This window comes from Alcanivorax xiamenensis (genome assembly GCF_009846745.1).
GTDB lineage: Bacteria > Pseudomonadota > Gammaproteobacteria > Pseudomonadales > Alcanivoracaceae > Alloalcanivorax > Alloalcanivorax xiamenensis.
In genome coordinates this window covers 250,100-275,897 of sequence record NZ_AQPF01000001.1, presented here as the reverse complement: position 1 = coordinate 275,897, position 25,798 = coordinate 250,100, and the positions used below count along the sequence as shown (strand labels likewise).

General features: G+C 62.1%; 25 protein-coding genes. 11 read left to right on the top strand and 14 right to left on the bottom strand.

The genetic code is table 11. The features are described 5' to 3' along the window. Positions 1 to 14: 14 nt before the first annotated feature. The 3 genes from ubiA to phoR all read left to right on the top strand — a co-directional run bounded on the left by ubiA (position 15) and on the right by phoR (position 3,116). Positions 15 to 887 (top strand): 4-hydroxybenzoate octaprenyltransferase, encoded by an 873-nt coding sequence (ubiA, locus tag A6D6_RS01235; protein WP_133491065.1) that lies wholly within the window; start codon positions 15 to 17, stop codon positions 885 to 887. A 137-nt stretch (positions 888 to 1,024) separates the two neighbouring features. Continuing rightward, positions 1,025 to 1,729 (top strand): phosphate regulon transcriptional regulator PhoB, encoded by a 705-nt coding sequence (gene phoB / locus A6D6_RS01230; RefSeq protein WP_133491066.1) that lies wholly within the window; start codon positions 1,025 to 1,027, stop codon positions 1,727 to 1,729. A 76-nt stretch (positions 1,730 to 1,805) separates the two neighbouring features. Further along, the gene (gene phoR / locus A6D6_RS01225) at positions 1,806 to 3,116 is read left to right on the top strand and encodes a phosphate regulon sensor histidine kinase PhoR (protein ID WP_133491067.1); all 1,311 of its coding nucleotides are present in this window, start codon (positions 1,806 to 1,808) and stop codon (positions 3,114 to 3,116) included. 98 nt (positions 3,117 to 3,214) lie between these two features. On the opposite strand, the gene A6D6_RS01220 is transcribed toward phoR, so the two are convergent. Both A6D6_RS01220 and A6D6_RS01215 read right to left on the bottom strand, forming a co-directional pair. Continuing rightward, the gene (locus tag A6D6_RS01220; RefSeq protein WP_133491068.1) at positions 3,215 to 3,421 is read right to left on the bottom strand and encodes a SlyX family protein; all 207 of its coding nucleotides are present in this window, start codon (positions 3,419 to 3,421) and stop codon (positions 3,215 to 3,217) included. Positions 3,422 to 3,454: 33 nt separating this feature from the next. Further along, entirely contained in the window at positions 3,455 to 4,042 is a 588-nt protein-coding gene (locus A6D6_RS01215; protein WP_236563934.1) for a TetR/AcrR family transcriptional regulator, read from the bottom strand. Between the two features lie 82 nt (positions 4,043 to 4,124). Here A6D6_RS01215 and A6D6_RS01210 point away from each other — a divergent pair, with 82 nt between their 5' ends. From A6D6_RS01210 to A6D6_RS01195, 4 genes are all read left to right on the top strand, one after another. After that, the gene (locus A6D6_RS01210) at positions 4,125 to 4,484 is read left to right on the top strand and encodes a DUF2306 domain-containing protein (protein WP_133491069.1); all 360 of its coding nucleotides are present in this window, start codon (positions 4,125 to 4,127) and stop codon (positions 4,482 to 4,484) included. Between the two features lie 326 nt (positions 4,485 to 4,810). Continuing rightward, on the top strand, positions 4,811 to 5,359 hold the full coding sequence (locus tag A6D6_RS01205; RefSeq protein ID WP_133491070.1) for a TMEM165/GDT1 family protein: 549 nt from the start codon (positions 4,811 to 4,813) through the stop codon (positions 5,357 to 5,359). Positions 5,360 to 5,377: 18 nt separating this feature from the next. Next, complete coding sequence (locus A6D6_RS01200; protein WP_159659693.1) at positions 5,378 to 5,917, top strand: YaeQ family protein; 540 nt, start codon at positions 5,378 to 5,380, stop codon at positions 5,915 to 5,917. Between the two features lie 99 nt (positions 5,918 to 6,016). Beyond that, positions 6,017 to 6,577: an HdeD family acid-resistance protein gene (locus tag A6D6_RS01195; RefSeq protein ID WP_159659692.1), complete on the top strand. Its 561-nt coding sequence runs from the start codon at positions 6,017 to 6,019 to the stop codon at positions 6,575 to 6,577. Between the two features lie 120 nt (positions 6,578 to 6,697). Here A6D6_RS01195 and arsH read toward each other — a convergent pair whose 3' ends face one another. From arsH to A6D6_RS01150, 9 genes are all read right to left on the bottom strand, one after another. After that, positions 6,698 to 7,402 (bottom strand): arsenical resistance protein ArsH, encoded by a 705-nt coding sequence (arsH, locus tag A6D6_RS01190; RefSeq protein WP_133491073.1) that lies wholly within the window; start codon positions 7,400 to 7,402, stop codon positions 6,698 to 6,700. A 14-nt stretch (positions 7,403 to 7,416) separates the two neighbouring features. Further along, positions 7,417 to 8,706, bottom strand: a complete 1,290-nt coding sequence (locus tag A6D6_RS01185; protein ID WP_159659691.1) for an arsenic transporter — start codon at positions 8,704 to 8,706, stop codon at positions 7,417 to 7,419. A gap of 2 nt (positions 8,707 to 8,708) precedes the next feature. Further along, positions 8,709 to 9,203 (bottom strand): arsenate reductase ArsC, encoded by a 495-nt coding sequence (locus tag A6D6_RS01180; RefSeq protein WP_159659690.1) that lies wholly within the window; start codon positions 9,201 to 9,203, stop codon positions 8,709 to 8,711. 22 nt (positions 9,204 to 9,225) lie between these two features. Further along, positions 9,226 to 9,543 (bottom strand): ArsR/SmtB family transcription factor, encoded by a 318-nt coding sequence (locus A6D6_RS01175; RefSeq protein WP_159659689.1) that lies wholly within the window; start codon positions 9,541 to 9,543, stop codon positions 9,226 to 9,228. Positions 9,544 to 9,756: 213 nt separating this feature from the next. After that, a complete protein-coding gene (gene phoU, locus A6D6_RS01170; protein WP_022997310.1) occupies positions 9,757 to 10,470 on the bottom strand; it encodes a phosphate signaling complex protein PhoU in 714 nt (237 codons plus the stop codon). Between the two features lie 26 nt (positions 10,471 to 10,496). Continuing rightward, positions 10,497 to 11,387: a phosphate ABC transporter ATP-binding protein PstB gene (gene pstB / locus A6D6_RS01165; protein ID WP_097058889.1), complete on the bottom strand. Its 891-nt coding sequence runs from the start codon at positions 11,385 to 11,387 to the stop codon at positions 10,497 to 10,499. 27 nt (positions 11,388 to 11,414) lie between these two features. Further along, positions 11,415 to 12,683, bottom strand: a complete 1,269-nt coding sequence (gene pstA, locus A6D6_RS01160; RefSeq protein ID WP_159659688.1) for a phosphate ABC transporter permease PstA — start codon at positions 12,681 to 12,683, stop codon at positions 11,415 to 11,417. Between the two features lie 34 nt (positions 12,684 to 12,717). Then, on the bottom strand, positions 12,718 to 14,106 hold the full coding sequence (gene pstC, locus A6D6_RS01155) for a phosphate ABC transporter permease subunit PstC (RefSeq protein ID WP_133491078.1): 1,389 nt from the start codon (positions 14,104 to 14,106) through the stop codon (positions 12,718 to 12,720). A gap of 146 nt (positions 14,107 to 14,252) precedes the next feature. Beyond that, positions 14,253 to 15,311, bottom strand: a complete 1,059-nt coding sequence (locus A6D6_RS01150) for a PstS family phosphate ABC transporter substrate-binding protein (protein WP_201303671.1) — start codon at positions 15,309 to 15,311, stop codon at positions 14,253 to 14,255. Positions 15,312 to 15,654: 343 nt separating this feature from the next. On the opposite strand from A6D6_RS01150, the gene A6D6_RS01145 reads away from it, so the two are divergent. The 3 genes from A6D6_RS01145 to A6D6_RS01135 are packed head-to-tail and all read left to right on the top strand — an operon-like array spanning position 15,655 to position 17,889. Further along, positions 15,655 to 16,119, top strand: a complete 465-nt coding sequence (locus A6D6_RS01145; RefSeq protein ID WP_133491079.1) for a TRAP transporter small permease subunit — start codon at positions 15,655 to 15,657, stop codon at positions 16,117 to 16,119. Beyond that, complete coding sequence (locus A6D6_RS01140; RefSeq protein WP_159659687.1) at positions 16,110 to 17,492, top strand: TRAP transporter large permease; 1,383 nt, start codon at positions 16,110 to 16,112, stop codon at positions 17,490 to 17,492. Before A6D6_RS01145 ends, A6D6_RS01140 begins: the two co-directional genes overlap by 10 nt. A gap of 4 nt (positions 17,493 to 17,496) precedes the next feature. Then, positions 17,497 to 17,889, top strand: a complete 393-nt coding sequence (locus A6D6_RS01135; protein ID WP_014996682.1) for an acyl-CoA thioesterase — start codon at positions 17,497 to 17,499, stop codon at positions 17,887 to 17,889. A 158-nt stretch (positions 17,890 to 18,047) separates the two neighbouring features. On the opposite strand, the gene A6D6_RS01130 is transcribed toward A6D6_RS01135, so the two are convergent. Then, a complete protein-coding gene (locus A6D6_RS01130; protein ID WP_133491080.1) occupies positions 18,048 to 19,184 on the bottom strand; it encodes a TRAP transporter substrate-binding protein in 1,137 nt (378 codons plus the stop codon). Between the two features lie 126 nt (positions 19,185 to 19,310). After that, positions 19,311 to 21,473 carry a DNA helicase II gene (uvrD, locus tag A6D6_RS01125; protein WP_159659686.1) on the bottom strand — a complete coding sequence of 721 codons (2,163 nt, stop codon included), beginning with the start codon at positions 21,471 to 21,473 and terminating at the stop codon, positions 19,311 to 19,313. A 167-nt stretch (positions 21,474 to 21,640) separates the two neighbouring features. On the opposite strand from uvrD, the gene A6D6_RS01120 reads away from it, so the two are divergent. Continuing rightward, positions 21,641 to 24,511: a sensor domain-containing protein gene (locus A6D6_RS01120; protein ID WP_236563933.1), complete on the top strand. Its 2,871-nt coding sequence runs from the start codon at positions 21,641 to 21,643 to the stop codon at positions 24,509 to 24,511. A 282-nt stretch (positions 24,512 to 24,793) separates the two neighbouring features. Here A6D6_RS01120 and A6D6_RS01115 read toward each other — a convergent pair whose 3' ends face one another. Then, positions 24,794 to 25,798: a hypothetical protein gene (locus A6D6_RS01115; RefSeq protein WP_097058884.1), complete on the bottom strand. Its 1,005-nt coding sequence runs from the start codon at positions 25,796 to 25,798 to the stop codon at positions 24,794 to 24,796.

Here is a 25,798-nt window from a genome sequence, read left to right as displayed (position 1 = left end):
TAGAAGGAACAATCATGCTGGCTTTCGTGGAACACCGTTATCCGTCGCTGTGGCCCTGGATTCAGCTCATGCGTCTGGATCGACCGATCGGCAGCATGCTGCTGATGTGGCCCACGCTGTGGGCACTGTGGATCGCTGCTGACGGCACGCCGAGTCTGAAGAACATCGCCATCTTCGTGCTCGGGGTGTTCGTGATGCGAGCGGCCGGCTGCGTGATCAATGACTTCGCCGACCGTGATTTCGATGGTTCGGTGGAGCGCACCCGGGGTCGTCCGCTGGCCACCGGCGCCCTGAGCGCCAAACAGGCCCTGGGATTGTTCGTGGGCTTGCTGTTCATCGCCCTGATCCTGGTGTTATTCCTCAACCGCTTCACCTTCTGGCTGGCGTTCGGCGGGCTCGGACTGGCCATTCTTTATCCATTCACCAAGCGCTTCACCAATCTGCCCCAGGTGGTGCTGGGCGCTGCCTTCAGTTGGGCCATTCCCATGGCGTTCGGTGCCGAAACCGCCAGCGTGCCGCCGATCGCCTGGCTGCTGTTCATCATCAATCTGCTGTGGACAGTGGCCTACGATACGGAATACGCCATGTGCGACCGCGAGGACGACCTCAAGATCGGAATCAAAAGCACCGCCATTCTGTTCGGGGATCTGGACAAGGTGATCATCGGCATTCTCCAGGGCCTGGTTCTGGCCGGACTGGTGCTGGTGGGGCTGCGCCTGGGCTTCGGCCTGCCCTGGTATCTGGGCCTGCTGGGCGCCCTTGCCCTGTTCGTTCATCAGCAATGGCGTATCCGCTATCGGGAGCGCTGGCCCTGTTTTCACGCCTTTCTCAACAACCATTGGGTGGGTGCCTGCGTGTTCGTCGGCCTGTTTCTGCAATATTTGTGACCCCCGCGAGAACGCCGCCGCATGGCGCAATGCCGTAAGCGGCGGCGAAAAGGTTGGCAAATCTGTCATCAAGATGTCATAAAAAAGCCATCTAATGAGGCTCCCCACATCCGGGCGGGAAAGCGGAAGACCGAACTATGTCAAAAAATCGCATCCTCATTGTCGATGACGAGCCGGCCATCCGGGAGATGGTGTCCGTGGCTCTCGAACTGGCCGATTTCGACGTGCTCGAAGCCGAAAGCGCCCAGCAGGCCCACGAACGCATCGTTGACGAACGGCCGGACCTGGTCTTGCTGGACTGGATGCTGCCCTCGATAAGCGGTATCGAACTGGCTCGTCGCCTGAAACGGGACGACAACACCAGCGAAGTGCCAATCATCATGCTCACCGCCAAAAGTGAGGAAGATAACAAGATCCAGGGACTGGACGTGGGCGCCGACGATTACGTCACCAAGCCCTTCTCCACCCGCGAACTGATCGCGCGTATCCGGGCGGTACTGCGCCGCTCCTCCGCCGCCGCCGGTGAGAAGGAAATCGACGTCCAGGGCCTGTGTCTGGATCCGGTCAGCCATCGCATCAGCGCCCACGGCACCCCCGTGGACATGGGCCCCACCGAATACCGCCTGCTTGAGTTCTTCATGAGCCATCAGGAACGGGCCTATTCCCGAACCCAGTTGCTGGATCAGGTCTGGGGCGCCAATGTGTACGTGGAGGACCGTACCATTGATGTGCACATTCGCCGGCTGCGCAAAGCCTTGGCACCCCATGGCTTTGATGGTTTCATTCAGACCGTGCGGGGCACTGGTTATCGCTTTTCGGTAAAATCCGCCCAGGTGTCCTGATACGGCCCTGGCACGGATCGCGCCGGCTGGAACGGGCCTCTCCCTCCGCCACGGCCCAGAGAGGAAGCAACGGCCAATGAAAAGCAGTCTGGCCAAGGAAGTAAACCGCATCATTGTTCTGATCGCGCTGTCGCTGGTGGCGGCCTTGGCGGTACAGAACGTCTGGCCCCTGGTGGTGGGCCTGCTCGGCTACATCATCTGGAGCACCCGCCAGCTGTTTGCCCTCTACACCTGGCTGATCCGCGAAGAGCATACCGAACCGCCGGACAGCGTCGGGCTGTGGGGCGAGTTCTATACCCGGCTGGAACACCTGTTTCAGCAGGAGAGGCGCGCGCAGGAGAACCTGCAGGGCATCATTCTTCGCGCCCAGCAATCGGTGAATGCGCTGGAAGACGCGGTGGTGCTGATCGACAGCCATGGTTACCTGGAATACTGGAATCACGCCGCGCACCGGCTGATGGGCCTGAACGAGGAAAAGGATCTCGGCCAGCCGCTCACCAACCTGATCCGCCACCCCCGCTTCACCGAATACCTGTCCCGGGGCGATTTTCGTGAACCGCTGGAAATCCCCGGGCCGGTGGACGACAACCGTATCCTGCAATTCCGTATCACCGAGTTCGGCGTCGGTGATCAGTTGATCCTGGCCCGCGATGTCACCCGGTTGCATCACCTGGAAGAGATGCGAAAGGATTTCGTCGCCAACGTCAGCCATGAGCTGAAAACGCCGCTGACCGTACTCAAGGGCTATCTGGAAACACTGCAGGACACCGTGCCGGAAGAACAAACCCGGTTACGCCGGGCGCTGTCACAAATGGCCAACCAGTCCCAACGCATGGAAGCCCTGGTGCATGACTTGCTGCTGCTGTCGCGGCTGGAAAGCACCAATACCGACAATACTCACCAGGCGGTAACCGTGCATGGCATGCTCAAGCGCATGCGCGAGAGCGCCCTGGCACTGGCGCCGGACAAGCATCATGAGATTGTTCTGGAAGTACCGGAGACCGCCCGGCTGGTGGCCAACCCGGCGGAACTGGAAAGCGCCTTCGGCAATCTGATCACCAACGCGGTGAAGTACACGCCGGAAGGCGGCCATATCCTGATCCGCTGGTGGCAGGACGACAAAGGCGCCCATTTTTCCGTCTCCGACGACGGCATCGGTATCGACCCGAAACACATTCCGCGCCTGACCGAGCGCTTCTACCGGCCCGACAACAGCCGGGTGACACAGACCGGCGGTACCGGCCTGGGGCTGGCCATCGTCAAGCATGTGCTAATCCGTCATGGGGCAAGGCTGGAGATTCGCAGCGAACTGGGCAAGGGCAGCGTCTTTACCTGCCATTTCCCGCAGGAGCGGCTGGTGAGCAAACCCACCGCGTTGGCGCAATAGCGCCCAAGTTGAAACCGTTCGCTGCCAAGGCAGCTTCCCACAACGGGAGCTACGAAGCCGCTGTGGGAAGCTGCCTTGGCAGCGAATGCCTTATCACCTCAATAATGCGGCGGCGGCGCGTCCTGGATGCGCAGGGCGGTGAGCTCCTCGTTCAGTTCCACCACCCGCTCCACCAGACGCTGGCACACCTTTTCCAGCTCATCCAGGGAACGCTGCTGACCGCTGACAATGCGGTTCAACTCATTCACCAGATCCTCCTGGTAGGCCAGTTTGGTTTCGATATCAAGAAAACGATCGTCGCTCATCGGGGTCTCCGGTTAGGGCCTGGCGGGCCGCCATTATAGTGGTCCATCCACCGCATCCGTCAGTGCCTGTTCCGCCACCGCCAGCGGCGACTCGGCCCGCCACCCGAACTGGCCGTCCAGCATCAGATGGCTCAGTCCATGTACCAGGCCCCAGGTTCTCAGTGTGGCGCCTTCCACGCCAGCGGCCTCCTCGTCCACGCCCCGCGCCACCGCCACGGCGGAACGCAGCGCCCGGAAGGAAGCCGCGGCCACCCGTGTCAGCTCTTCATCCCCCTGATGGCTGAGCGTGGGGCCGAACATCAGGCGGAACAGCGCCGGGTGCCGCCAGGCGAAACGGAGATAGGCCAGTCCCGCTTCCCGCAGTCCCTGCCCTGGATCGGCAAGGCGCACGGCCTCCCCCTGCCCCTCCTGCAAACGCCGGAACCCCTCCGCCGCCAACGCCGCCAGCAGCGCGTTCTTATTGGCGAAATGACGGTAGGTGGCATTGGCGGTAACGCCGACCCGGCGCGCCAACTGGCGCAGACTGATATCACCGCCAGCACTCTCCGCCAGCAACGCGATCCCTTCCTCAATTAACGTTTCACGCAGGTTTCCGTGGTGGTAAGCACTCCCTCTCTCCATTTTTTCACACCCAATGTTGACACTGTGAACTTTGCCTTTCAAACTAATGTTCACAGCATATACTTTTGCCCGGAGGGGCACCATGATCACTGTCCATTGGGTCGCGGCGTTAATCGCCCTGCTTTTTGGCGCGGTACAGTTGGCGGCACAAAAGGGAGGCGGCCAACACCGGCTGCTTGGCCGGATCTGGATACTGGCCATGGCGGTCACGGCCTTGTCGTCCTTCGGCATCCACAGCTTTCTGCCCATACTGGGGACCTTCGGTCCGGTCCACTTGTTGTCGGTCTGGATTCTGATCTGTCTGGCGTTATCACTGATCGCCGCCCGCCAACGACGGATTGAGCGGCACAAACGCTTCACCGTGGGCGCTTACCTGGGTCTGGTCGGAGCGGGCCTGGGCGCCCTGGCACCGGACCGGCTGATCGGCGGCTGGCTGTTCTGACCCGTCATAGTGTTGCCAGCTTCCCCCAAGACGGCTATGGTTAGCGCCGTCTTGGGGGAGTAGTCGCTTGGGCCCCCCGCCCTTGACGGTCATCAACACAGTTGCGCCTCAATGCGCATGGTGGCCGTGTCCTCGGATTGACGAGACCTGAGACATTGTCTGCTGACAGACCGCGGGGCGGGATGAGTGGACAGTGTCTCTCGTGTTTGTCATCCCGCCCCCGGAGTCCTACCCATGACCCACCCAGTTTCCCGAGGCCGTGCGCGCCTTGAGAACAGGCAGGTCCACGCCATCCGCCTTGCCTTGTCCACCGGGGAGACGCGCTGATGGAAGCCTTTCTGTCCTCCGCTGTGCTGGTTACCCTGGGAGAAATCGGCGACAAGACGCAGCTGTTGTCCCTGGCGCTGGTTTGCCGCTTTCGCAAACCCTGGCCGATCCTCGCCGGCGTCGTCATCGCCACGCTGATCAATCACGGACTGTCGGTGTGGTTCGGTGACTGGCTCAGCACGCACATTCCGGAACAATGGCTGCGCTGGATTCTCGGCGCTGGTTTTATTGGCCTTGGTCTGTGGATGCTGATCCCGGACAAAGACGAGGAGGTCAAAGCGGATCCCCGATTCGGCCCCTTCCTCACCGCTCTGGTGTTGTTCTTCATCGCCGAGATCGGCGACAAGACGCAGCTGGCCACGGTGGCCCTGGCGGTGCGCTTTCAGGAATTCTGGCCCGTGCTGTTGGGCAGCACTGCCGGTATGATCGCCGCCAACCTGCCGGTGATCTGGGTCGCCCACCGCCTGGCCGGCGAACGCCTGGAACGCTGGGCCCACCGCATCAGTGCGGCGCTGTTCATCGTTTTCGGAATCTGGGCACTGGTGTAACCCCTTGCTGGAGTCGTCATGGCACTGAAAGCCACCATCTACAAAGTCGAACTCACCGTCTCCGATATGGATCGCGACTATTACGCCACCCATGACCTGACGCTGGCGCTGCACCCTTCGGAAACCGAGTCGCGCATGATGCTGAGGCTGATGGCGTTCGCCCTGCACGCCGACGAGGATCTGGCTTTCACCCGCGGCATCTCCAGTACCGAAGAGCCGGATCTTTGGCAGCGCAGCCCGGACGGCACCCTGGCGCTGTGGATCGAGCTGGGCATGCCGGACGAAAAACGGCTGCGCAAGGCCTGCGGCCTGGCTGAGCAAGTGCTGGTCTATTGCTATGGTCCGCGCGCGCCGCAAGTGTGGTGGGAAAGCATGGCCAACAAGGTACGCCGCTTCGATAACCTCATCGTTCGTCATGTCGCCACTGACAGCGAAACCACCCTGGCCGGACTGGCGCAACGAAGCATGCGCCTGCAGGCCATGATCCAGGACGGGCAGCTGTGGATCGGCGATGACAGCCGCAACGTGGAGATCCAGCGGCCGCAATGGTATCCCTAGGCGTCATGCCGAAGAGCGGCTACCATCGATAACAGGCCCGCGCGGAGCGGGCCTTGCGGATTTGCCATCCAACGCTGGCCTGGCTAGGAGACCTGCCTCATGACATCCGATCCCGCCTCCGCGCTGCTCGCGCAACTGGCCCGTCATTGGAAAGAGCTGCTGATCCTCGGTATTGCTTTCGTGATTCTGGGCACTCTCGGCCTGGGCGCCGTCGGGTTGTTCACTTTGGTTGGCGTGTTGTGGTTCGGGGCGATCCTGATCTTCGGCGGCGTGCTGCAGATCGTTCAGGCGTTCCGCGCATCAGGCCTGCCGCGCAGTCTGTTGTTTCTCGCCATCGGCCTGCTCTATACCCTACTGGGCCTGTACGTGGTGTCGCAGCCGCAAGCCGCCGCCGGCGCCCTGACGCTGCTGATCGCCATCGCCCTGGCTCTGACCGGCATTCTGCGTCTGCTGCTGGCCTGGCAGATGAGCGCTGCGATCTCGCCCTGGCTGCCGGCACTGACCGGTGTTCTGGGCCTGGTGCTGGCCGGGATGATTTTCTCCGAATGGCCGGAATCCAGCGCTTGGGTGATCGGTCTGTTCATCGCCATCGAATTGCTGTTGAACGGTTGGATGCTGATCATGGTGGCGCTGACGGTTCGACGCCGCGCCGAGTTCTGATCCTTTCGCCCCCTGTGGGAAGCGGCCTTGGCCGCGAATGCCCCCGGGCCGTTGGCCATTCGCTTGCAAGCAAGCTTCCCACAGTGGCCTTGTAGCCAACTCTGAATTGCTGTGTCGACGCTACATGGCTCTCTGATTCACCCGCGCCGACACCTCGGTGGCACTTTCCTTGCGCTCGGAATAGCGGTCGGTGAGGTAGTCGCCGCGATCACGCACCAGCAGGGTGAATTTCATCAGCTCTTCCATCACGTCGACGATGCGGTCATAGAACGATGACGGTTTCATGCGATCATTATCGTCGAACTCGAGAAAGGCCTTCGGCACCGAGGACTGATTCGGGATCGTCACCATGCGCATCCAACGCCCCAGCACCCGCAACTGGTTCACCGCATTGAAAGACTGAGAACCGCCGCAGACCTGCATCACCGCCAGGGTCTTGCCCTGGGTCGGACGTACACCGCCGAGGGCCAGCGGAATCCAGTCGATCTGCGCCTTCATGATACCGGTCATGGCGCCGTGGCGCTCCGGCGAGCACCACACCATACCTTCCGACCACTGGGCCAGATCGCGCAACTCCGCCACCTTGGGGTGATCCGCCGGTTCCGCATCGGGCAGCGGCAAGCCACGGGGGTCGAAGATGCGGGTTTGCGCGCCCATGGCTTCAAGCAGACGCGCGGCTTCTTCCACCGCCAGACGACTGAAGGAACGCTCCCGCAGGGAGCCGTACAGCAGCAACACGCGCGGCGGATGGGTGCTGGCCGCGCCCAGTTGCCGCCGGTCCGGCATGCGGAACAGGTCCGCTTTCACATTGGGCAAATCATTCATGTTTCATTTCTCGCTTATGACAGCACCGCCAACCAACCGGCCAGAGCCAGCAGCGTGATGGTCAACACCGGCAGGGTCAGGACAATGCCCACGCGGCAGTAGTAACCCCAACCGATTTTCATGCCCTTACGGGCCAGAACATGCAGCCACAGCAACGTCGCCAGGCTGCCGATGGGCGTTATTTTCGGCCCCAGATCGCTGCCGATGACGTTGGCGTAAATCATCGCTTCGCGTACCAGGCCACCGGCCTGGCTATCGTCAATGGACAACGCCACCACCAGCACCGTGGGCATGTTATTCATGATCGAGGACAGCCCGGCGGCGATATAGCCGGTGCCCAGCGTGGCGACCCACAACTCCTGCCGTGCCAGTTGGTTCAACACCCCGGCGACGGCATCGGTGAGGCCGGCGTTACGCAAGCCGTAGACCACCAGGTACATGCCCAAAGAGAACACCACGATATTCCAGGGCGCGCCGCGCAGTACTTTCATGGTGGAAATGTGATGACCATGACGGGCAATCAGGAACAGCACCAAGGCGCCGATACCCGCGATCAAGCTCACCGGCACTCCCATGGGCTCGGCGAAAAAGAAGCCGCCAAGCAATAGCACCAGCACCCACCAACCGGCCCGGAAGGTTCTGGGGTCCTTGATCGCTTCGCGAGGCTGGCGCAGCTTGGCTATCTCATACCCTGCGGGCACATCGCGGCGAAAGAACAACCACAGCACCAACAGGGACGCCGAAACCGACACCAGATTCACCACCGCCATCACCGTGGCGTATTCGCCGAAGCCGATATCGAAGAAGTCCACGGAGACGATGTTGACCAGATTCGAGACCACCAGAGGCAGGCTGGCGGTGTCGGCGATAAAACCCGCCGCCATGATGAACGCCAGGGTGGCGGCGGGTCCGAATCCCAGCGCCAGCAGCATTTCAAAAACAATGGGGGTCAGAATCAGCGCCGCCCCGTCGTTGGCGAACACCGCCGCCACCAGGGCACCGAGCAACACCACCGCCGCCAGCAGCCGGCCACCATGGCCACCGCCCCAGCGGGCCACATGCAGCGCCGCCCATTCGAAGAACCCGGCTTCGTCCAGGATCAGGCTGATGATGATGATGGCGATGAACGCGAAGGTGGCGTTCCAGACGATGTCCCAGACCACGGGAATGTCATCGAGATGAATGACACCGGTGAGCAGGGCCACCAGGGCCCCCGCGCCGGCGCTCCAACCGATACCCAGCCCCCGGGGTTGCCAGATCACCAGCGTCAGGGTGGCGATGAAGATCAGTACCGCCAGCAGCATGATCAGTGTTCACCGTGGGAGCGATGAATTTTCTGCAAGGACGCGGTCAATCCCAGGGCGTTCAGATTCTCGAGATCCAGCGCCACCAGGTCCTCGATGCGGCCCCGCAGCCGCTCGTAGGTGGCCTCGAATACGGCGTCGATGGCAGCGTCATCGCCCTGCGCCGTGGCCGGATCGGGAATCCCCCAGTGGGATTTGGCGGTATCCGCCAGCCAGACCGGGCACGACTCGCCAGCGGCGGCGTCGCAGACCGTCACGATGGCGTCGAAATGCTCGCCTTCCAAGTCGTCCATGGATTTGGAGGAGGGCTCGCCCACCGGGATGCCATGACGTTCCAGCACCGCCAGGGCACGGGGATGCACCTGGCCGCTGGGCCGGCTGCCAGCGCTGGCGGCACGAATCCGCCCCTCGCCCAGCTGGTTCGCCAGGGCTTCGGCGATGATCGAGCGGCAGGAATTGCCAGTACACAGGAACAGCAACTTCAGAGGGATGGCCATGATCGCGCTCCAGAATTAAGGGTTAGCAGCATGCCGTGTCGATGGGGGTAATCCCCAGTTGCTCCCGGGCGGGCGGCAACAGGGTGTCGAGGGTGGCGATCGCCCATTCCGGCAGCGCCGGATTGAGCCGGTAGTGCATCCAGGTGCCCTCACGGCGCGCCACCACCAGTTCACACTGGCGCAGCTGTGCCAGATGACGGGACACCGTGGATTGGGGCGAGTCCAGGGCTGCAACCAGATCGCAGACGCAGATTTCCCGCTCCTTTTCCATCAGGGCCATGAGCCGCAGGCGGTTCTCATCGGCAAGGCATTTACATAGTTGCGTGACGGTCAGGTTCATAGCTTAATCCGTATATCCGGAATAACGGATATATTAAACACGCAACACGCAACACGCAACACGCAACACGCAACACGCAACACGCAACACGCAACACGCAAATAATAGCGTTGCCACGCCCCACCGTCTGTCAACCTCCTCCAGGGTCAACATCAGCAGCGACCGCAAGGTCGCCCCCCTCATTCGCGTGCAAGCGTGTTGCGTGACAGCGTCTTAGCCTTTGACCTTCTCTTCCATCTCGTCCATGGAGATGTGGCGGACGTCCTTGCCCTTCACCAGGAAGATCACCTGCTCGGCGATATTGCGGGCATGGTCGCCGATGCGCTCCAGCGCCCGCAGCGACCAGATGATGTTGAGCACGCGGGAAATGGCACGCGGATCTTCCATCATGAAGGTCACCAGGGAACGCATGGCCGAGCGGTATTCCAGGTCCACCTCGTTGTCCTCCGCCGCCACGTCCAGAGCCTTGTCGGCATCGAAGCGGGCGAAGGCATCCAGGGTATCGCGCAGCATGTTGCGCACATGGTTACCGATATGACGCACTTCCACATAGCCGCGCGGCGATTCGCCTTCCTCGGACAATTGCAGCGCCATGGCGGCGATCTTGGCGGACTCGTCGCCGATCCGCTCGAGATCGGACACCGCCTTGGTCACCGCGATGATCAGGCGCAGATCGGACGCGGCCGGCTGGCGCAGGGCCAGGACCCGGGCACACTCTTCGTCGATCTGGATTTCCAGCTTGTCGACTTTGTCCTCCGCCTGCATGACTTTTTCCGCCAGGTCGGAGTCGGCGCGCAGCAGCGCGTCCAGCGCATCCACGACCTGCTTCTCCACCAGACCACCCATTTCCATCAAATGGTTACGGATGGATTCCAACGCCTCGTTGAACTGCGATGAGCTGTGTTGACCAAAATAGGTGCGATCCATGGGGCACTCTCCTCAACGTCCGGGCGTCAGCCGAACCGACCGGTGATGTAGGCTTCGGTAAGCTCGTGTTCCGGCTTGGTGAACACGGTCTCGGTGTCATTCACCTCGATCAGACGACCCAGATGGAAATACGCTGTCCGATTGGACACCCGCGCCGCCTGTTGCATGGAGTGGGTGACGATGGCGATGGTGTAGGACTCGGTCAGTTCGTCGATCAGTTCCTCGATCTTGGCCGTGGCGATCGGATCCAGCGCGGAACACGGCTCGTCCATCAACACCACTTCCGGGCTGACCGCGATGGTGCGGGCGATACACAACCGCTGCTGCTGTCCACCGGAAAGACCGGTGCCCGGCGCGTGCAGGCGATCCTTTACCTCGTCCCACAGGCCGGCCTTGCGCAGACTGGTTTCCACGATCTCATCGAGCTCGTATTTTTTGTTGGCCAGACCATGCAGACGCGGCCCATAGGCCACGTTGTCATAGATGGATTTGGGGAATGGGTTGGGCTTCTGGAACACCATGCCCACCCGGGCACGCAGCTCCACCACATCCATTTTCGGATCATAGAGATCCTGGTCTTCCAGAAACAGCTCACCGGTCACACGACAGATATCGATGGTGTCGTTCATACGGTTGAGGCTGCGCAGAAAAGTCGATTTGCCACAACCGGACGGACCGATCAGGGCCACCACTTCATTCTTGCCAATGTCCAGGCTGACCTTGTGGATCGCCTGGTTGTCGCCATAGAACACGTCGACGTCGCGCAAACGCATTTTCGGGTCGTCCACGAACGGCGTGCCTACGGTGTGTTCCGGGTATCGGGTTTCCTGCATGGGCTGCTCTTCCAGGTCGATCATCGGCTCCTCGGCATGATTCCGACCGGAAGCGTTCTTGTCCAGTTTCTCAGCGGTGTCCATCGGTCATCTCCTCTGCTAGCGAGGCGCTTACCAGCGACGCTCGAGACGTTTACGCAGTACAACCGCCAAGGTGTTCATGGCGATCAGGAAGGCGAGCAACACCATGATGGCCGCGGAGGTCATGGCCACGAAGGACTGCTCGGGGCTGTCCGCCCAAAGGTAAATCTGCACCGGCAATACCGTGGACGCATCCAGCGGGCCGGTGGGAATGTCGACGATAAAGGCGACCATGCCGATCAACAGCAGCGGCGCGGTTTCACCCAGCGCCTGGGCCATGCCGATAATGGCGCCGGTGAGCATGCCGGGCAGGGCCAGCGGCAGCACGTGATGCAACACCACCTGCATGCGCGAGGCCCCCAGCCCCATGGCCGCTTCGCGAATCGACGGCGGCACCGTTTTGATCGAGGCCCGGCTGGTGATGATGATGGTCGGCAGTGTCATCAGCGTCAGCACCAGACCGCCCAGCACCGGCACCGAACGCGGCACGCCGAACAGGTTGATGAAGATCGCCAGACCGAGCAGACCAAAGATGATCGAGGGCACCGCCGCCAGGTTGTTGATGTTCACCTCGATAAAATCGGTGAAGCGGTTTCTCGGCGCGAACTCCTCCAGATAGATCGCCGCGGCCACACCGATGGGGAACGACAGACACAGGGTCACCAGCATGGTGAAGAAGGAACCCACCACCGCGCTCCAGATCCCCGCCAGCTCCGGTTCACGGGAGTCCCCGCTGGAGAAGAACGAGGCGTTGAAGCGACGTTCGGTATCGCCGGCCGCTTCCAGTTCCGTGATCCAGGCTTTCTGCTCCGCGCTCATGCGGCTGTCCTCGCGGCCCTTCTCACCGGCCTTGAGGAACAGGTCCACGTCATCGTCCGCCAGCAGCCACAAGGTCTGGGTGGTACCCAACCACTCAGGGTTCTCCCTCAGCAGATCGCGCAACTCATAGCCGGCGCCGATGCTCATCAACGCGCTCAGCTCCCGTACCTGGAGACGTTCGGTCACCCCCGGGAAACGCGCCTTGAGGGCCTCCCGGACGATGCCGTCATAGTTGCCGTAGTTCAGTTGCTCCGGATCACCGGCGTTTTCGATGTCCAGCGTTTGCTCGTTGAAGGTGATATCCAGCTTGACGTAGTGCTCGAAGAACGCACTGTGCCCCTTGCCGATGATATCGGTGAACAAAATCGCCAACGCCGCCAGACCGATGGCGATGGAAATAATCCCGTAGGCCCGGAAGCGGCGCTCGGCGCGGTATCGGCGGGCCAGGGATTTGCGTACCTGCTCGGTGGTTTTACTCATGCGATGATTCTCCACTGCGGTGCCCTGGGCCCGATCATTCGTATTGCTCGCGGTATTTCTTGACGATATGCAGCGCCAGAATGTTCAGACACAACGTGGTCAGGAACAGCATCAGACCCAACGCGAAGGCGGCCAGGGTCTTGGCGCTGTCGAACTCCTGGTCTCCGGTGAGCAGGGTGACGATTTGCACCGTGACGGTGGTCACCGCGTCCAGCGGGTTGGCGGTCAGGTTGGCGGCCAGACCAGCGGCCATCACCACGATCATGGTCTCACCGATGGCGCGGGACGCCGCCAGCAGAATGCCGCCCATGATCCCCGGCAGCGCCGCCGGGAACACCACTTTACGGATGGTTTCGGAGCGGGTGGCCCCCAGCCCCAGAGAGCCGTCACGCATCACCTGGGGTACCGCGGTGATCACATCGTCGGACAGGGAGGATACGAACGGGATGATCATCACCCCCATCACCAGCCCCGCCGCCAGCGCCGATTCCGAGGCCACGTCGAGCCCGATACTCTCACCGACGCCACGAATAAAGGGCGCCACCGTGAGAGCGGCGAAGAAGCCGTACACCACCGTCGGCACACCAGCGAGAATCTCCAGCATGGGTTTGGCCACCGAACGTACCTTGGGCGGGGCGTACTCGGCGAGGTAGATCGCCGACATCAATCCGATCGGCACCGCCACCAATAACGCGATGGTGGAAATCAAAAGGGTGCCGACGAACAGCGGAATCGCCCCGAAGGCACCGGAGGACGCCACCTGATCGGCCCGCAATGCGGTTTGCGGGCTCCATTGCAGCCCGAACAGGAACTCCGCCGGAGACACTTTCTGGAAAAAGCGGATCGACTCGAACAACACGGACATCAGGATGCCCACGGTAGTCAGAATCGCCACCGTGGCACACAACATGAAGATCACGCGCAGGATCGATTCAACCTGCTGCCGGGCCCGCAGTTGCGGCGCGATTTTCACCCAGCCCCAGGCGGCGCCGACCAGCCCCACCGCGATCACCACCACGGTCAACGCCATGGCACTGGTGGTTCGCAGGTTGTTGAGACGCTCGGCGGCGGCGGCGATGGCCGGGTCCACCGACTCGGGGGACAGCGCGCCGCTGGCGACGTTCTGGATCTGACTGAGCAACAGACCCCGGGCGCCGTCACTGTCCGGCCGAAGCGCCTCGGGAAGCCCCTGCATCACCGTCTGGCGGATAATGGTATCGTCGAACGCCAGCCAGCCCCCCAATATCAGCAGCGCTGGCAGAGCGCACCACAGGGCCGCGCGCATGGCGTAATAGAACGGCAGGGAGTGGAGGTGACGGATGCCCCCCAACGGCCGTGCCAAAGCCAGTGACCGCTGATGGCCCAGGTAGTAGGCCAGTGCCACCATCACGATCAGCAACAGCAACAGATTGCCTGTTTGCATGCTCAGCTACTCCGAGATCATTGTTTGCTCGCCAAAACCCGCGGGTTTTGGCCAACAAACCGCCTTCTGCCCAGAGGGCGAAAAAGCCCGATGGCCAAGACCACCGGGCTCGAGATGACGCATCCTTGCGATCCGCACTCCCTGAATTACAGCTCGCTACCGGTCATGCTGGCCAGGCCCTGGGCCTGTTTGGCCATTTCGGCGCGCTTGTCATCCGGCAGCGGAATCATGCCTTTGTCCACCAGGTAACCTTCCGGCCCCCAGGCACGCTCGCTGGTGAATTCCTTGATGTAGCCCTCGATACCGGGAACCACGCCCACGTGCGCTTTCTTCACGTAGAAGTACAGGGACCGGGATACCGGGTACTCGCCGCTGGCGATCACTTCCATGGCCGGAGCCACGCCGTTGATCTTGGCACCCTGCACCTTACCGCGGTTCTGATCCAGGAAGGAGTAACCGAATACGCCAAGGGCATTCGGGTTGGATACCAGCTTTTGCACGATCAGGTTGTCGTTTTCGCCGGCTTCCACATAGGCACCGTCTTCACGGATGCTGCGGCAGATCGCCTTGTACTTGTTTTTGTCTTCGTCCTTGATGGCCTTCAGCCAGTCGAAAGTTTTACAACCGCCTTCGATAGCCAGTTCGTTGAAGGCATCACGGGTACCGGAAGTCGGCGGCGGACCCAGCACTTCAATCTTGGTGTCCGGCAGGGAGGAGTTCACTTCCTTCCAGGTTTTGTAGGGGTTCGGCACCAGCTTCTCGCCACCCTTGGGATCCGGCACTTCCTTGGCCAGTGCCAGGAAGATGTCGCGCAGGGTCAGGTCGATATGGGTGGCTTTGGCGGAGTTGGCCATAACGATACCGTCATAGCCGATAACCACTTCGGTGATGTCCTTGATGCCGTTGCTCTGGCACTGTTCGAACTCGGACTTCTTCATGCGGCGGGACGCGTTGGTGATATCCGGAGTATCCGTGCCAACGCCTTGGCAGAACAGCTTCAGACCGCCGCCGGAGCCGGTGGACTCGATCTTGGGCGTGGGGTTGCCGCCACGGCCGAAACGCTCGGCAACGGTGGTAGCGAACGGGTATACAGTTGAGGAACCCACGATGGAGATGGTGTCGCGGGCGATAGCGGTCGCCGGCGCGGTGGCGAGAGCCAGAGCAGCGGCGGCCCCAACAATCGACGCTTTCAGTTTAACGTTCACAGTAAGCCTCCTGGTTTCATGGCACCGGCGTTGATCCACCCCGGTTTGTTCTTTCAGGCAGGGGGCATGCTAGATTCCGTATATGACAACAAGATTACATCCGGGTGACGGTTGCACTACCCTCTAATGCCATACCCGGCAGGCCGCCGGGCCGGAATTGGCCACCAAATGTCCATTGTTGGCTGACCCCGGGCGGCCTGATCCGTATAATCGCCGCCGAATTCTTGATCAGTGACATAACAACGTGACCGTCCTCCATTCCCCGAGACTGGCCCATTTCCAGCGGGCCCTGCACCACCTGACCTGCGTCGTCGGCAGAGCCGTCTCCTGGTGCGTCCTGCTTATGGTATTCCTGATGGTGCTGGTGGTGGTAATGCGCTACGGACTCGGCATCGGCAACATCGCTCTGCAGGAAAGCATCACTTATTTGCATGGCGCCGTCTTCATGCTCTGCGCCGGTTACACTCTGGCCCAGGACGAGCATGTGCGGGTGGACGTGCTCTATCAGCACTGGGGTCCGCGCCGGCAAGCGTTGGTGAACCTGCTGGGCACGCTGTTTCTGCTGCTGCCCATCTGCGTGGCGATTTTCACGCTGAGCCTGGACTATGTGGTGCACAGCTGGGCGGGGCTGGAGAAATCGGACAATGGCGGCCTTCCCCTGGTCTTCATACTCAAGAGTCTGCTGCTGGTGATGCCCGTACTGCTGGGAATCCAGGCGCTGGCGGATCTGTTGCGCCATGCCATGACCCTGGCCGGAGCCCCTCAACCCGTGGACCGCGAAGACCAGGAGACCCATCCATGGACATGATTCTGCCGCTTTCCATGTTCCTGGCCGTGGGCCTGGTACTGCTCAGCGGCTACCCGGTGGCCTTCTGTCTCGGCGGTGTCGCCCTGTTGTTCGCCGTCGGCGGCCTGGCCACCAGCATGGTTTCGATAAACGACCTGACCTTCCTGCCCGGCCGACTGTTCGGCATCATCAGTAATACCACCCTGATCGCCGTCCCGTTATTCGTGTTCATGGGCGTGATGCTGGAGAAGTCGCGGGTGGCGGAGAAGCTGCTGGCCAGCATGGGGCTGCTGTTCGGGCGGCTGCCGGGCGGCCTGGGTTTCTCCATCATTCTGGTGGGGGCCTTGCTCGCCGCCAGCACCGGCATCGTCGGCGCCACCGTGGTCACCATGGGCCTGCTGACGTTGCCCACCATGCTGCGCCGGGGCTACCAGCCCTCCCTGGCCACCGGCCTGATTTGCGCCACCGGGACCCTGGGCCAGATCATTCCCCCGTCCATTGCCCTGGTGCTGCTCGGCGACGTGCTTTCCACCGCCTACCAGGAGGCGCAACTGCGTCAGGGCGCCTGGGCCCTGGAAACGGTGTCGGTGGGCGACCTGTTCGTCGGTGCCCTGATTCCGGGGCTGGTGCTGGTCGTGCTCTACCTGATCTATATGACGGCGGTGAGCCTGTTGCGGCCGGAGCAGGTGCCGGCGCTGGAGCGCGACGATGGCGACGGCAATGAGCGTACCGGCCTGATGGCGGCGCTGGGTGGCCTGATTCCGCCTCTGCTGCTGATTCTCGCCGTATTGGGCTCGATCCTGGCCGGACTGGCCACGCCCACCGAGGCAGCCGGTGTCGGCGCTTTCGGCACCCTGATCCTGGCCGCCGCCAACCGTCATCTTAATTTCACCATTTTGCGCGAGACCGTGCACGGCGCCGCCCGGCTCACCTCCATGGTGTTCATGATCATGATCGGCGCCAGCCTGTTCACCATGGTGTTCCGCGCCTTCGGCGGGGAAGAGGCGGTGCAGCATCTGTTCGATGCCCTGCCCGGCGGTGTTCTCGGCGCCACCCTGATGGTGATGGTGATCATCTTCCTGCTCGGCTTCATCCTCGACTTCATCGAGATCACCTTCGTGGTGGTGCCGATCGTCGGGCCGATTCTGCTGGGCATGGGCCTGGACCCGATCTGGCTGGGGGTGATGATCGCCCTCAACCTGCAAACCTCCTTCCTGACGCCGCCCTTCGGCATAGCCTTGTTCTATCTGCGAGGAGTGGCACCGCCGGAAGTCCGTACCACCCATATTTACCGGGGCGTGGTACCCTTTGTCTTCATCCAAATCATTATGCTCGGTATCCTGGCGCTATTCCCTCAACTGGCGACCTGGCTGCCTCACCTGCTATATGGATAACAAGATGACCGATCCCAGCGACGACATCCCCCAACCCAAGGGCACCCTGGCCCTGCAAACCATTGCCATGCCGCAAAACGCCAACTGGAACGGCGATATTTTCGGTGGCTGGCTGGTGTCCCAGATGGACCTGGCCGGTTCGGTAACCGCCCGCGCCACCGCCAAGGGGCGCATTGCCACCGTGGCGGTGGATTCCATGGCGTTCCTGCGCCCGGTGCCAGTAGGCGCCGTGGTGAGCTGCTACACCCAACTGCTCGATATCGGCCGCAGTTCGATGCAGATCCAGGTGGAAGTGTGGATTCGGGAAGATACCGGGGAGTTGGCCAAGGTTACCGAAGGGCACTTCACCTTTGTCGCCATCGACGACAGCGGTCGTACCCGGGCCGTGCCTCGCTAGGAAAGGGGGCGCGGGCCTTGGGGACATGAATTGGGAGATAACTACGAAGCCGCCGTGGGAAGCGGCCTCGGCCGCGAATGCCCTCCGGGCCGTTGGCCATTCGCTTGCAAGCAAGCTTCCCACAGCGGCTTCATAGTTCCAATTGTAGGAGCAGCCTGTCAGGCGTCCTTCAACACCAGGGTACGGCTGTTGAGCAAGGCCTGTTCGGCGATTTCCTGATAGGGCATGGAGGCATCGCGGAAAGCGACGATGGACTCATAGATACGCCGTGACAGCTCATTCCCGGCGATCACCTCTTCAATCACCTGATCGCTGGTGTCCTTCAGCGCCATCAGGACATCATCCGGCAAGCGGCGCAGCTGCACCCCGTGCTCATTGACCAGTTGCTTGAGCGCATCGGCGTTGCGGGCGGTGAACTCGTCCAGGATATGCTGGTTCTCGGCCTCGGCGGCGGAACGGACGATGTTCTGCAAGTCCTCCGGCAGGCTGTTCCAGGCGTCCTTGTTGATGATCAGCTCCAATGCCGAACCCGGCTCCTGCCAACCGGGGTAGTAGTAGTACTTGACCACCTTGTAGAGACCGAAGGCCAGGTCGTTATAGGGACCAACCCAGTCGGCGGCATCCAGGGCACCGGTCTGCAGGGAGGTGAACACCTCGCCGCCGGGCATCTGCACCGGGATCGCACCCAGGCGCTTGATCACCTCGCCGGCCAGGCCGGGCATGCGGATCTTCAACCCCTTGAGGTCATCGACGGAATTGATTTCCTTGTTGAACCAGCCAGCCATTTGCGTGCCGCTGTTACCGCACGCCAGCGGCTGCAGGTTGAACGGCTCGTACAGTTCTTCCCACAGCGCCTGACCACCACCGAAATTGAGCCAGCCGTTCATTTCCCAGGCGGTCAAACCAAAGGGAATGGTGGTAAAAAAGGGTGTGGCCGGATGCTTGCCCTTCCAGTAATAAGGCGTGGAGTGCCCCATCTGGGCACTGCCGGAACGGACCGCGTCAAACACCTCGGTGGCGGGTACCAACTCACCGGCACCGTGTACCTTGACCGTCAGACGGCCGCCGGACATGGCATTGACGCGTTCCGCGAAGCGGTTGGCTCCGGTACCAAGGCCGGGGTAATTCTTCGGCCAGGTGGTGACCAGATCCCATTTCAAGGCTTCGGCTTTCTTTTCACCACCAGCGGTGGCGTTCTGTTCGGCCACGGCCGGTTTTTCTTCCTGGCCACAGCCCGCCAAGGCGGCGGCACCCAGCCCCAGGCCCAGGGCGGAAACAAATTTGCGACGGTCCATTGGTAAGTCTCTCCCCTTCGGGTTGTTGTAAGTATGTGCCCGCCATGATCGGGCACGAATCTTATTTCTGTTTACGGTATCGCTGTCTATGGGACTTCTGTCTACCGCACGCTACAGCAAGTCCATCTACAGCACATCCAGGCGGGCATACTGGCTGACCAGCCATTTGGTCCCCACGCCATCGAAGTTGATTTGCAGACGGGCATTGGGCCCCTGCCCCTCGAAGTGCAATACCGTACCCTCTCCGAATTTGGGATGCACCACCCGCGCGCCCAGGCCGATACCGTTGGCCTCCTCCTGGCGCACCGTGCCGCGGCGGCCCACCGGCCGGCTCACCGCCGCCCGCACCCGCACTTCCTCCACCAACTCACCGGGAATCTCGCGCAGAAAACGACTGGGCGGGTTGAGGGTCTCGTTGCCGAACAGGCGCCGGCTCTCGGCGTAGGTCAGATACAGCTCGCGCATGGCCCGGGTCAGACCCACGTAACAGAGCCGCCGCTCCTCGGCCAGCCGGCCGGGCTCCTCCGAGGACATCTGATGGGGAAACAACCCTTCTTCCAGGCCGGTGATGAACACCACCGGGAACTCCAGGCCCTTGGCGGAGTGCAGTGTCATCATCTGTACCGCGTCCTCGAATGCCTCCGCCTGACCGTCACCGGCTTCCAGGGCGGCGTGATCGAGGAAGGCGGTGAGCGGATCCAGATCGGATTCCTCGTCACCCTCACCGAACTGGCGCGTGGCGGACACCAGTTCTTGCAGGTTTTCCACCCGCTGCTGCCCCTTGTCGCCTTTCTCCTGACCATGAAAATCCAGCAGGCCACTGGCGGCGATCACATGCTCGGTGGTTTCCGCCAGATCCAGCGCCTCGGTGTCGGCCGCCATTTGATCCACCAATTGCAGGAACGCCAGCAGGGCGTTGCTGGCCCGAGGGCTGAGCAGGCGCTCATTGACGGTGGCCACCGCCGCGTCCCAGAGCGGAATACCGCGCATGCGGGCCTGCTCGCGCACCGCTTCCAGGGTCTTGTTGCCAATGCCCCGGGTCGGCGTGTTCACCACCCGCTCGAAGGCGGCATCCGCCTGCCGGTTGTTAAGCAGTCGCAGATAAGCCAGCGCGTTACGGATTTCCGCCCGCTCGAAGAAGCGCTGGCCGCCGTAAATACGATAAGGGATACCGGCCTGCAGAAACGCCTCCTCCAACACCCGGGACTGCGCATTGGAACGGTACAGCACCGCCATGTCATTGCGATTGGTACCCTGCTGCACCAGGCTTTCCACTTTGCCGGCGACAAAACGGGCTTCGTCCACCTCGTTGAACCCGGCATAGAGGCGAATCGGGTCCCCCTTGCCTCCCTCGGTCCATAACTGCTTGCCGAGCCGGTCCGGGTTGTTGTCGATCACCGCGTTGGCCGCTTCCAGGATTGTGCTGGTGGAGCGGTAGTTCTGCTCCAGGCGGATCACCCTGGTGTCCGGGAAGTCACGACTGAAGCGATGAATGTTCTCGATTTTGGCGCCACGCCAACCGTAGATGGACTGGTCGTCGTCGCCGACGATGGTGACCGCGTTATGGTCATCCGCCAGCAGCCGCAACCAGGCGTACTGGATGGCGTTGGTGTCCTGGAATTCATCCACCAGGATATGGCGGAAGCGGCGCTGATAGTGGCCGCGCAGGTCATCATTGTCGCGAAACAGCTCCAGCACCCGCAGCAGCATTTCATTGAAGTCCACCAGACCGGCACGCTCACAAGCTTCCTCATAGGCCAGGTAGATCTTCTGCATGGTCACGGCGAACAGATCGCCGCCGCTGACATCCATGTGCGCCGCGCGCAGCCCCTCATCCTTCTGGCCGTTGATGAACCAGGTGGCCTGGCGCGCCGGCCAGCGCTGCTCGTCCAGTCCCAATTCACGGATCACCCGCTTCACCAGCCGCTGCTGATCGTCGGCGTCGATGATCTCGAAGCTCTGCGGCAGGCGCGCTTCCTGCCAGTGCGAGCGCAACAGACGGTGAGCGATGCCGTGGAAGGTGCCCACCCACATCCCGCCGGCGGGCATGGCCAGCAGCTGTTCGATGCGGCCGCGCATTTCCGCCGCCGCCTTATTGGTGAAGGTGACCGCGAGAATACCGAACGGCGAAGCCTGTTCAGTGGCGATCTGCCAGGCAATGCGGTGCACCAGCACCCGGGTTTTACCGGAGCCGGCGCCGGCCAGCACCAGCAAATGGCGGTCTTCCGCGGCGACCGCGTCGCGTTGGGCCGGGTTGAGGCCTTCAAGAAGTGTGGTTACGTCATCCATGGGCCTGGAGTTTATCAGAACCAGCGAAAGCCGGCGCTGGCTTTGCGGCAATCGACGCATCCGTGATCAATCGCACGCGCGGTGCTCCCTACGTGGTTTCCTTTCCCGCACTGGCGTGGGTAAACTGCAAAACAAAAAGGCCGTCCACGAGCCTGGAACCCGAGTCCGTGTCTACGTTAACTCAGCAACATATGGATCATTCCCGCCATGCGGTGATGCGTGCCCAGTGCCGCCACTTGAGTGCCGGCTTGCGTGGCATGAGCATGCTGGAAGCGGCCACCGTGCTGGTCACCCTGGCGGCCTACTGGGCCACGCCGGTGTCCCTGCTATTGCTGCTGGGATGGGCGGCGCTGACGCTGACCTTCATAGCGGCGCGCATCCTGTGGCTGCAATCCTGGGACCTGGACGAGGATACCGACCACCGCCAGTTGCGCCGTTACATCTCGCTGTTCGTCCTGATCTCCGGTCTGCTGCTGGGGCTTGGCGGCCTACTGCTGAACCTCCAGTCCACCACCCCGGACGAGTCCCTGTTCTATGCACAGCTGACCCTGGGTTGCCTGGGCATTGGTCTGGGTATCGTGGCGCTGGCCGCCTACAGCAGCCATCTGTTCACCGTGGTGAGCTATCAGGCGCTGCTGCTGACCCCCGCCTTTACCCAATTGCTGCTGACACAACCGGACAATCCCGCCCTGGCCACCACTTTACTTGCCATCGCCGGCTTTCTGTTTCTCACCGCCCGTTACATCAACAGCACCTCTCACCGTGCCCTGGACCTGCAGATCAGCAACACCGCCCTGATCGACTACCTGGACCGGGCCCGTGCCAATGCCGAGGCGCTGAACGAAAAGCTGGCCGAGGAGATTTGCGAGCGGAAGGAGGCGCGACGACGCCTGCAGGAGGCCAACGACCGGCTCGAATCCATGGTCAGCGAGCGCACCCGGGCGTTGGAAGTGGCGAATCGGGAGCTCACCGCCACCGGCGAGCGCCTGGAGCTGGCGCTGGAGGCCAGCAATATCGGCCTGTGGGACTGGAACCTGAACACCGGTTCCAACTACCACACCAATTTCGACCGGCTGCTTGGCTACGAGAACGAATACTTCGGCAACTTCTTCGGTGATCTCAAGCAGCTGGTTCACCCGGACGACTTTCCCACCATCCGCCGCGGCATGGTCGCCCACTTCAAGGGCGAGACCGATCGCTATCACGCCATTTACCGGCTACGCCACAAGCAAGGGCACTGGTGCTGGCTGGAAGACGACGGCCGTGTGGTGGAGTGGGACGATAATGGCCGGGCCATCCGCATGATCGGTACCCGCCGCGATATCACCTCTCAGCGCGAAGCCCAGGAACAGCAACGTCTGGCCGCCACCGTCTTCGAGAATGCGCCGGAAGGCATCTTCATCCTTGACCGGCAGTTCCGCTTCCTCGCCGCCAACGCCCGTTTCGAGCAGATCACCGGCTATCGCGAGGAAGAGATGAACGGCAAGAGCATCGCCGACAGCGAGCATGCCCGCCGCCACCGCAATCTCTACCACACCATCCGCCTGGGGCTGCGCCGCAACGGCTTCTGGGAAGGCGAGATCACCGGGCGCCGGCGCAACGGCGAGATCTTTCCCGAATGGGTGCAGATCAGCAGCGTGCTCGATGAACGTCAGCGGGTGATCCGCTACGTGGGCATGATTTCCGATCTCACCTCGCGCAAGGAGGCGGAGGAACGGGTCCGCTTCCTCTCCAACTACGACCGCCTGACCGGCCTGCCCAATCGCACTCTGTTCCGCGAGCGGTTGCACAAGGCACTCACCCTGGGGCGTCTCAACCGCTCCCGGGTGGCACTGCTGATGATCGACCTGGACCGCTTCAAGCCGATCAACGAATCGCTCGGCCACGAAATCGGCGATCGCCTGCTGAAACTGGCCGCCGACCGCATCTCGCAATGCGGCCCCGGAGAGGAGAGTCTGGCCCGGGTCGGCGGCGACGAGTTCGCCCTGGTGCTGGATAACTGCGGCGGAGAGCCACAAATCGGCGCTCTGTGCCAGAAGATCATCAACGCTATGAAGAAGCCGTTCCTGATCGACGGCCACGAGCTGCTGCTGGGCGCCAGCATCGGCATCAGCCTGTTCCCGTCCACCGCCATGGACGCCCAGCCAATGATCAACCAGGCCGACATGGCGGTGCATCAGGCCAAACGCAGCGGCGGCAACAACTACCAGTTCTACCGCAGCGGCATGCAGGTGGCGTCGGTGGAGCAACTGGCGCTGGAAACCAGCCTGCGCAAGGCCATCTTCAAAAACGAGTTCGTGGTCCACTACCAGCCGAAAATGGACCTGGCCAGCAACGCGGTGTCCTCGGTGGAAGCTCTGGTGCGCTGGCAACACCCGAGCATGGGGTTGCTGCCACCGTCGGAGTTCATCCCGCTGGCGGAGGAGTCCGGCCTGATCTCCGCCATCGGCGAACTGGTGCTGGAGCGCTCCTGCCGCCAGGCGCGCCAGTGGCACAAGCAGGGGCTGGGGGATATCCGGGTATCGGTGAACCTGTCCGCCCACCAATTCCGCAAGGGCAATCTGGCCGACGTCATCGACCGCATCCTCGAACTCACCGGCCTGCCCGCCCATCTGCTGGAACTGGAATTGACCGAAAGCCTGATCATGGAGGATCTGGAGCAGAATATCGCCTTGCTGGAACGGCTGCGCTCACGGGGCATCGGCCTGTCGCTGGATGATTTCGGCACCGGTTATTCCTCGCTCAGTTACCTCAAGCGCTTTCCGGTGGACACCTTGAAGATCGACCGTTCCTTCATCACCGATTTAACCCAGAACGCGGACGATGCCGCCATCACCCGCGCCATCATCGAGATGGCGCACAGCCTTAACATGAGCGTGGTGGCGGAAGGAGTGGAGACCACGCAGCATCTGGAAATTCTACGTGCCATGGGGTGCGACGGCATCCAGGGCTACCTGATCAGCCGGCCGGTTGAGGAAGACAAAATACGGGACATGCTGCGCGATCAGCACAACCTTTCGCCACGACGGATGTCGTGATCCGGATTAAACCCGAATTTCGCGGTCGGCGGCCCACTGGTCGCTGACACGCCTGCACGCAACACGCTGGCACGCTGCCCCCGACGCGTCTGCTGGTTCGGGGAGATGAATTCGGCCGGTTCCGATTCGAGTGTCAACACGCATCCCACAGAAGCGCTACAGGGTCGCTGTGGGAAGCGGCCGGGCGGCGCTCCGTTTTAGCGTGTTGGCGTGTTGCGTGTTGCGTGTAAGCGGGCTGTTCGACCATGGCGGACCCCAGTGGTCCCCAGGCCGCGCTTCGGTTCAATCGATGGCCGGCGGCTCGTCGCCCAATATCGCCAGGGTTTCCGGGGCTTCGAAGAACGGCGTCAGATGACGGCGCAGCCAGGCCTCCAACATGCCGTTATCGCGCAACACCCGCACCACGCCCGGGGCGAAGCGGCGGGCATCGTCCAGCATGCTCTCACGGTCGATCCCCACTTCCTCAAGCAACTCCAGCAGGGAACTGTTGCCGTATTTGTCGAAGAAGGTGTGCACGCCCTCGCTCAACAGAGTGGTGAAATAGTCGCTGTGCCGGAACTGCCGCCAGAAGTCATAGCCGATCACGAACAGTTCCTGAATGTCCTCGCTGCTCAGCAACTCCCGCAGCTCCGCCACCGGTCGCTCGGACAGTTCGCGCCAGCCCTCCAGAATCAGTTCCCGAAGCGAGGCCAGATTCTCGTCGCTGTAAAGCCAGGGATCACTGAGTAACGCTTCCATCCGCCGCATCAACCAGTCCTGCAGGCGCAGCTCCGCGGTGGCCCGCCAACGCTCCGGCACACGGCGTCCCAGCAGCCCCCGCACTGCCTCGGGTATCCCCTGATGCAGCCAGGTTTTGACACCCAGCTGGGTGCCGCCGGCCAATAGCGCCAGCAACACCGGGTTGTGGCTGAGCCAGGTGATTCCCTGACGGGACAGCGGCACTTCCAGCAGCTTGTCCACGGTGGCGGTGATGGTGTCCTCGTCCACCAGTTCCCCGATCAACCGATCACTGTCGGTACCACTCTGGTACAGGCGCTCCATCATTTCGCCGACCAGTTCCGGCACCCCGCCACCCAGTTCCATGGTGGCCGCGTACTTGTGCGCGGTGGTGATCACCTGCTCCGGAGTCACTACCTCTCCCAGACGCAGCCGGCCGGCTTCGGCCAGCAGGTAATCAAGCTCCTGCTCCAGCCAGACATTCAGCTGTTCCGGCGCCAACGTACGCTGGAAGTGCGCCACCAGCGCATCAAGTAAACAATTTGCCTTGATTTGTCTATTGTCCGTCAC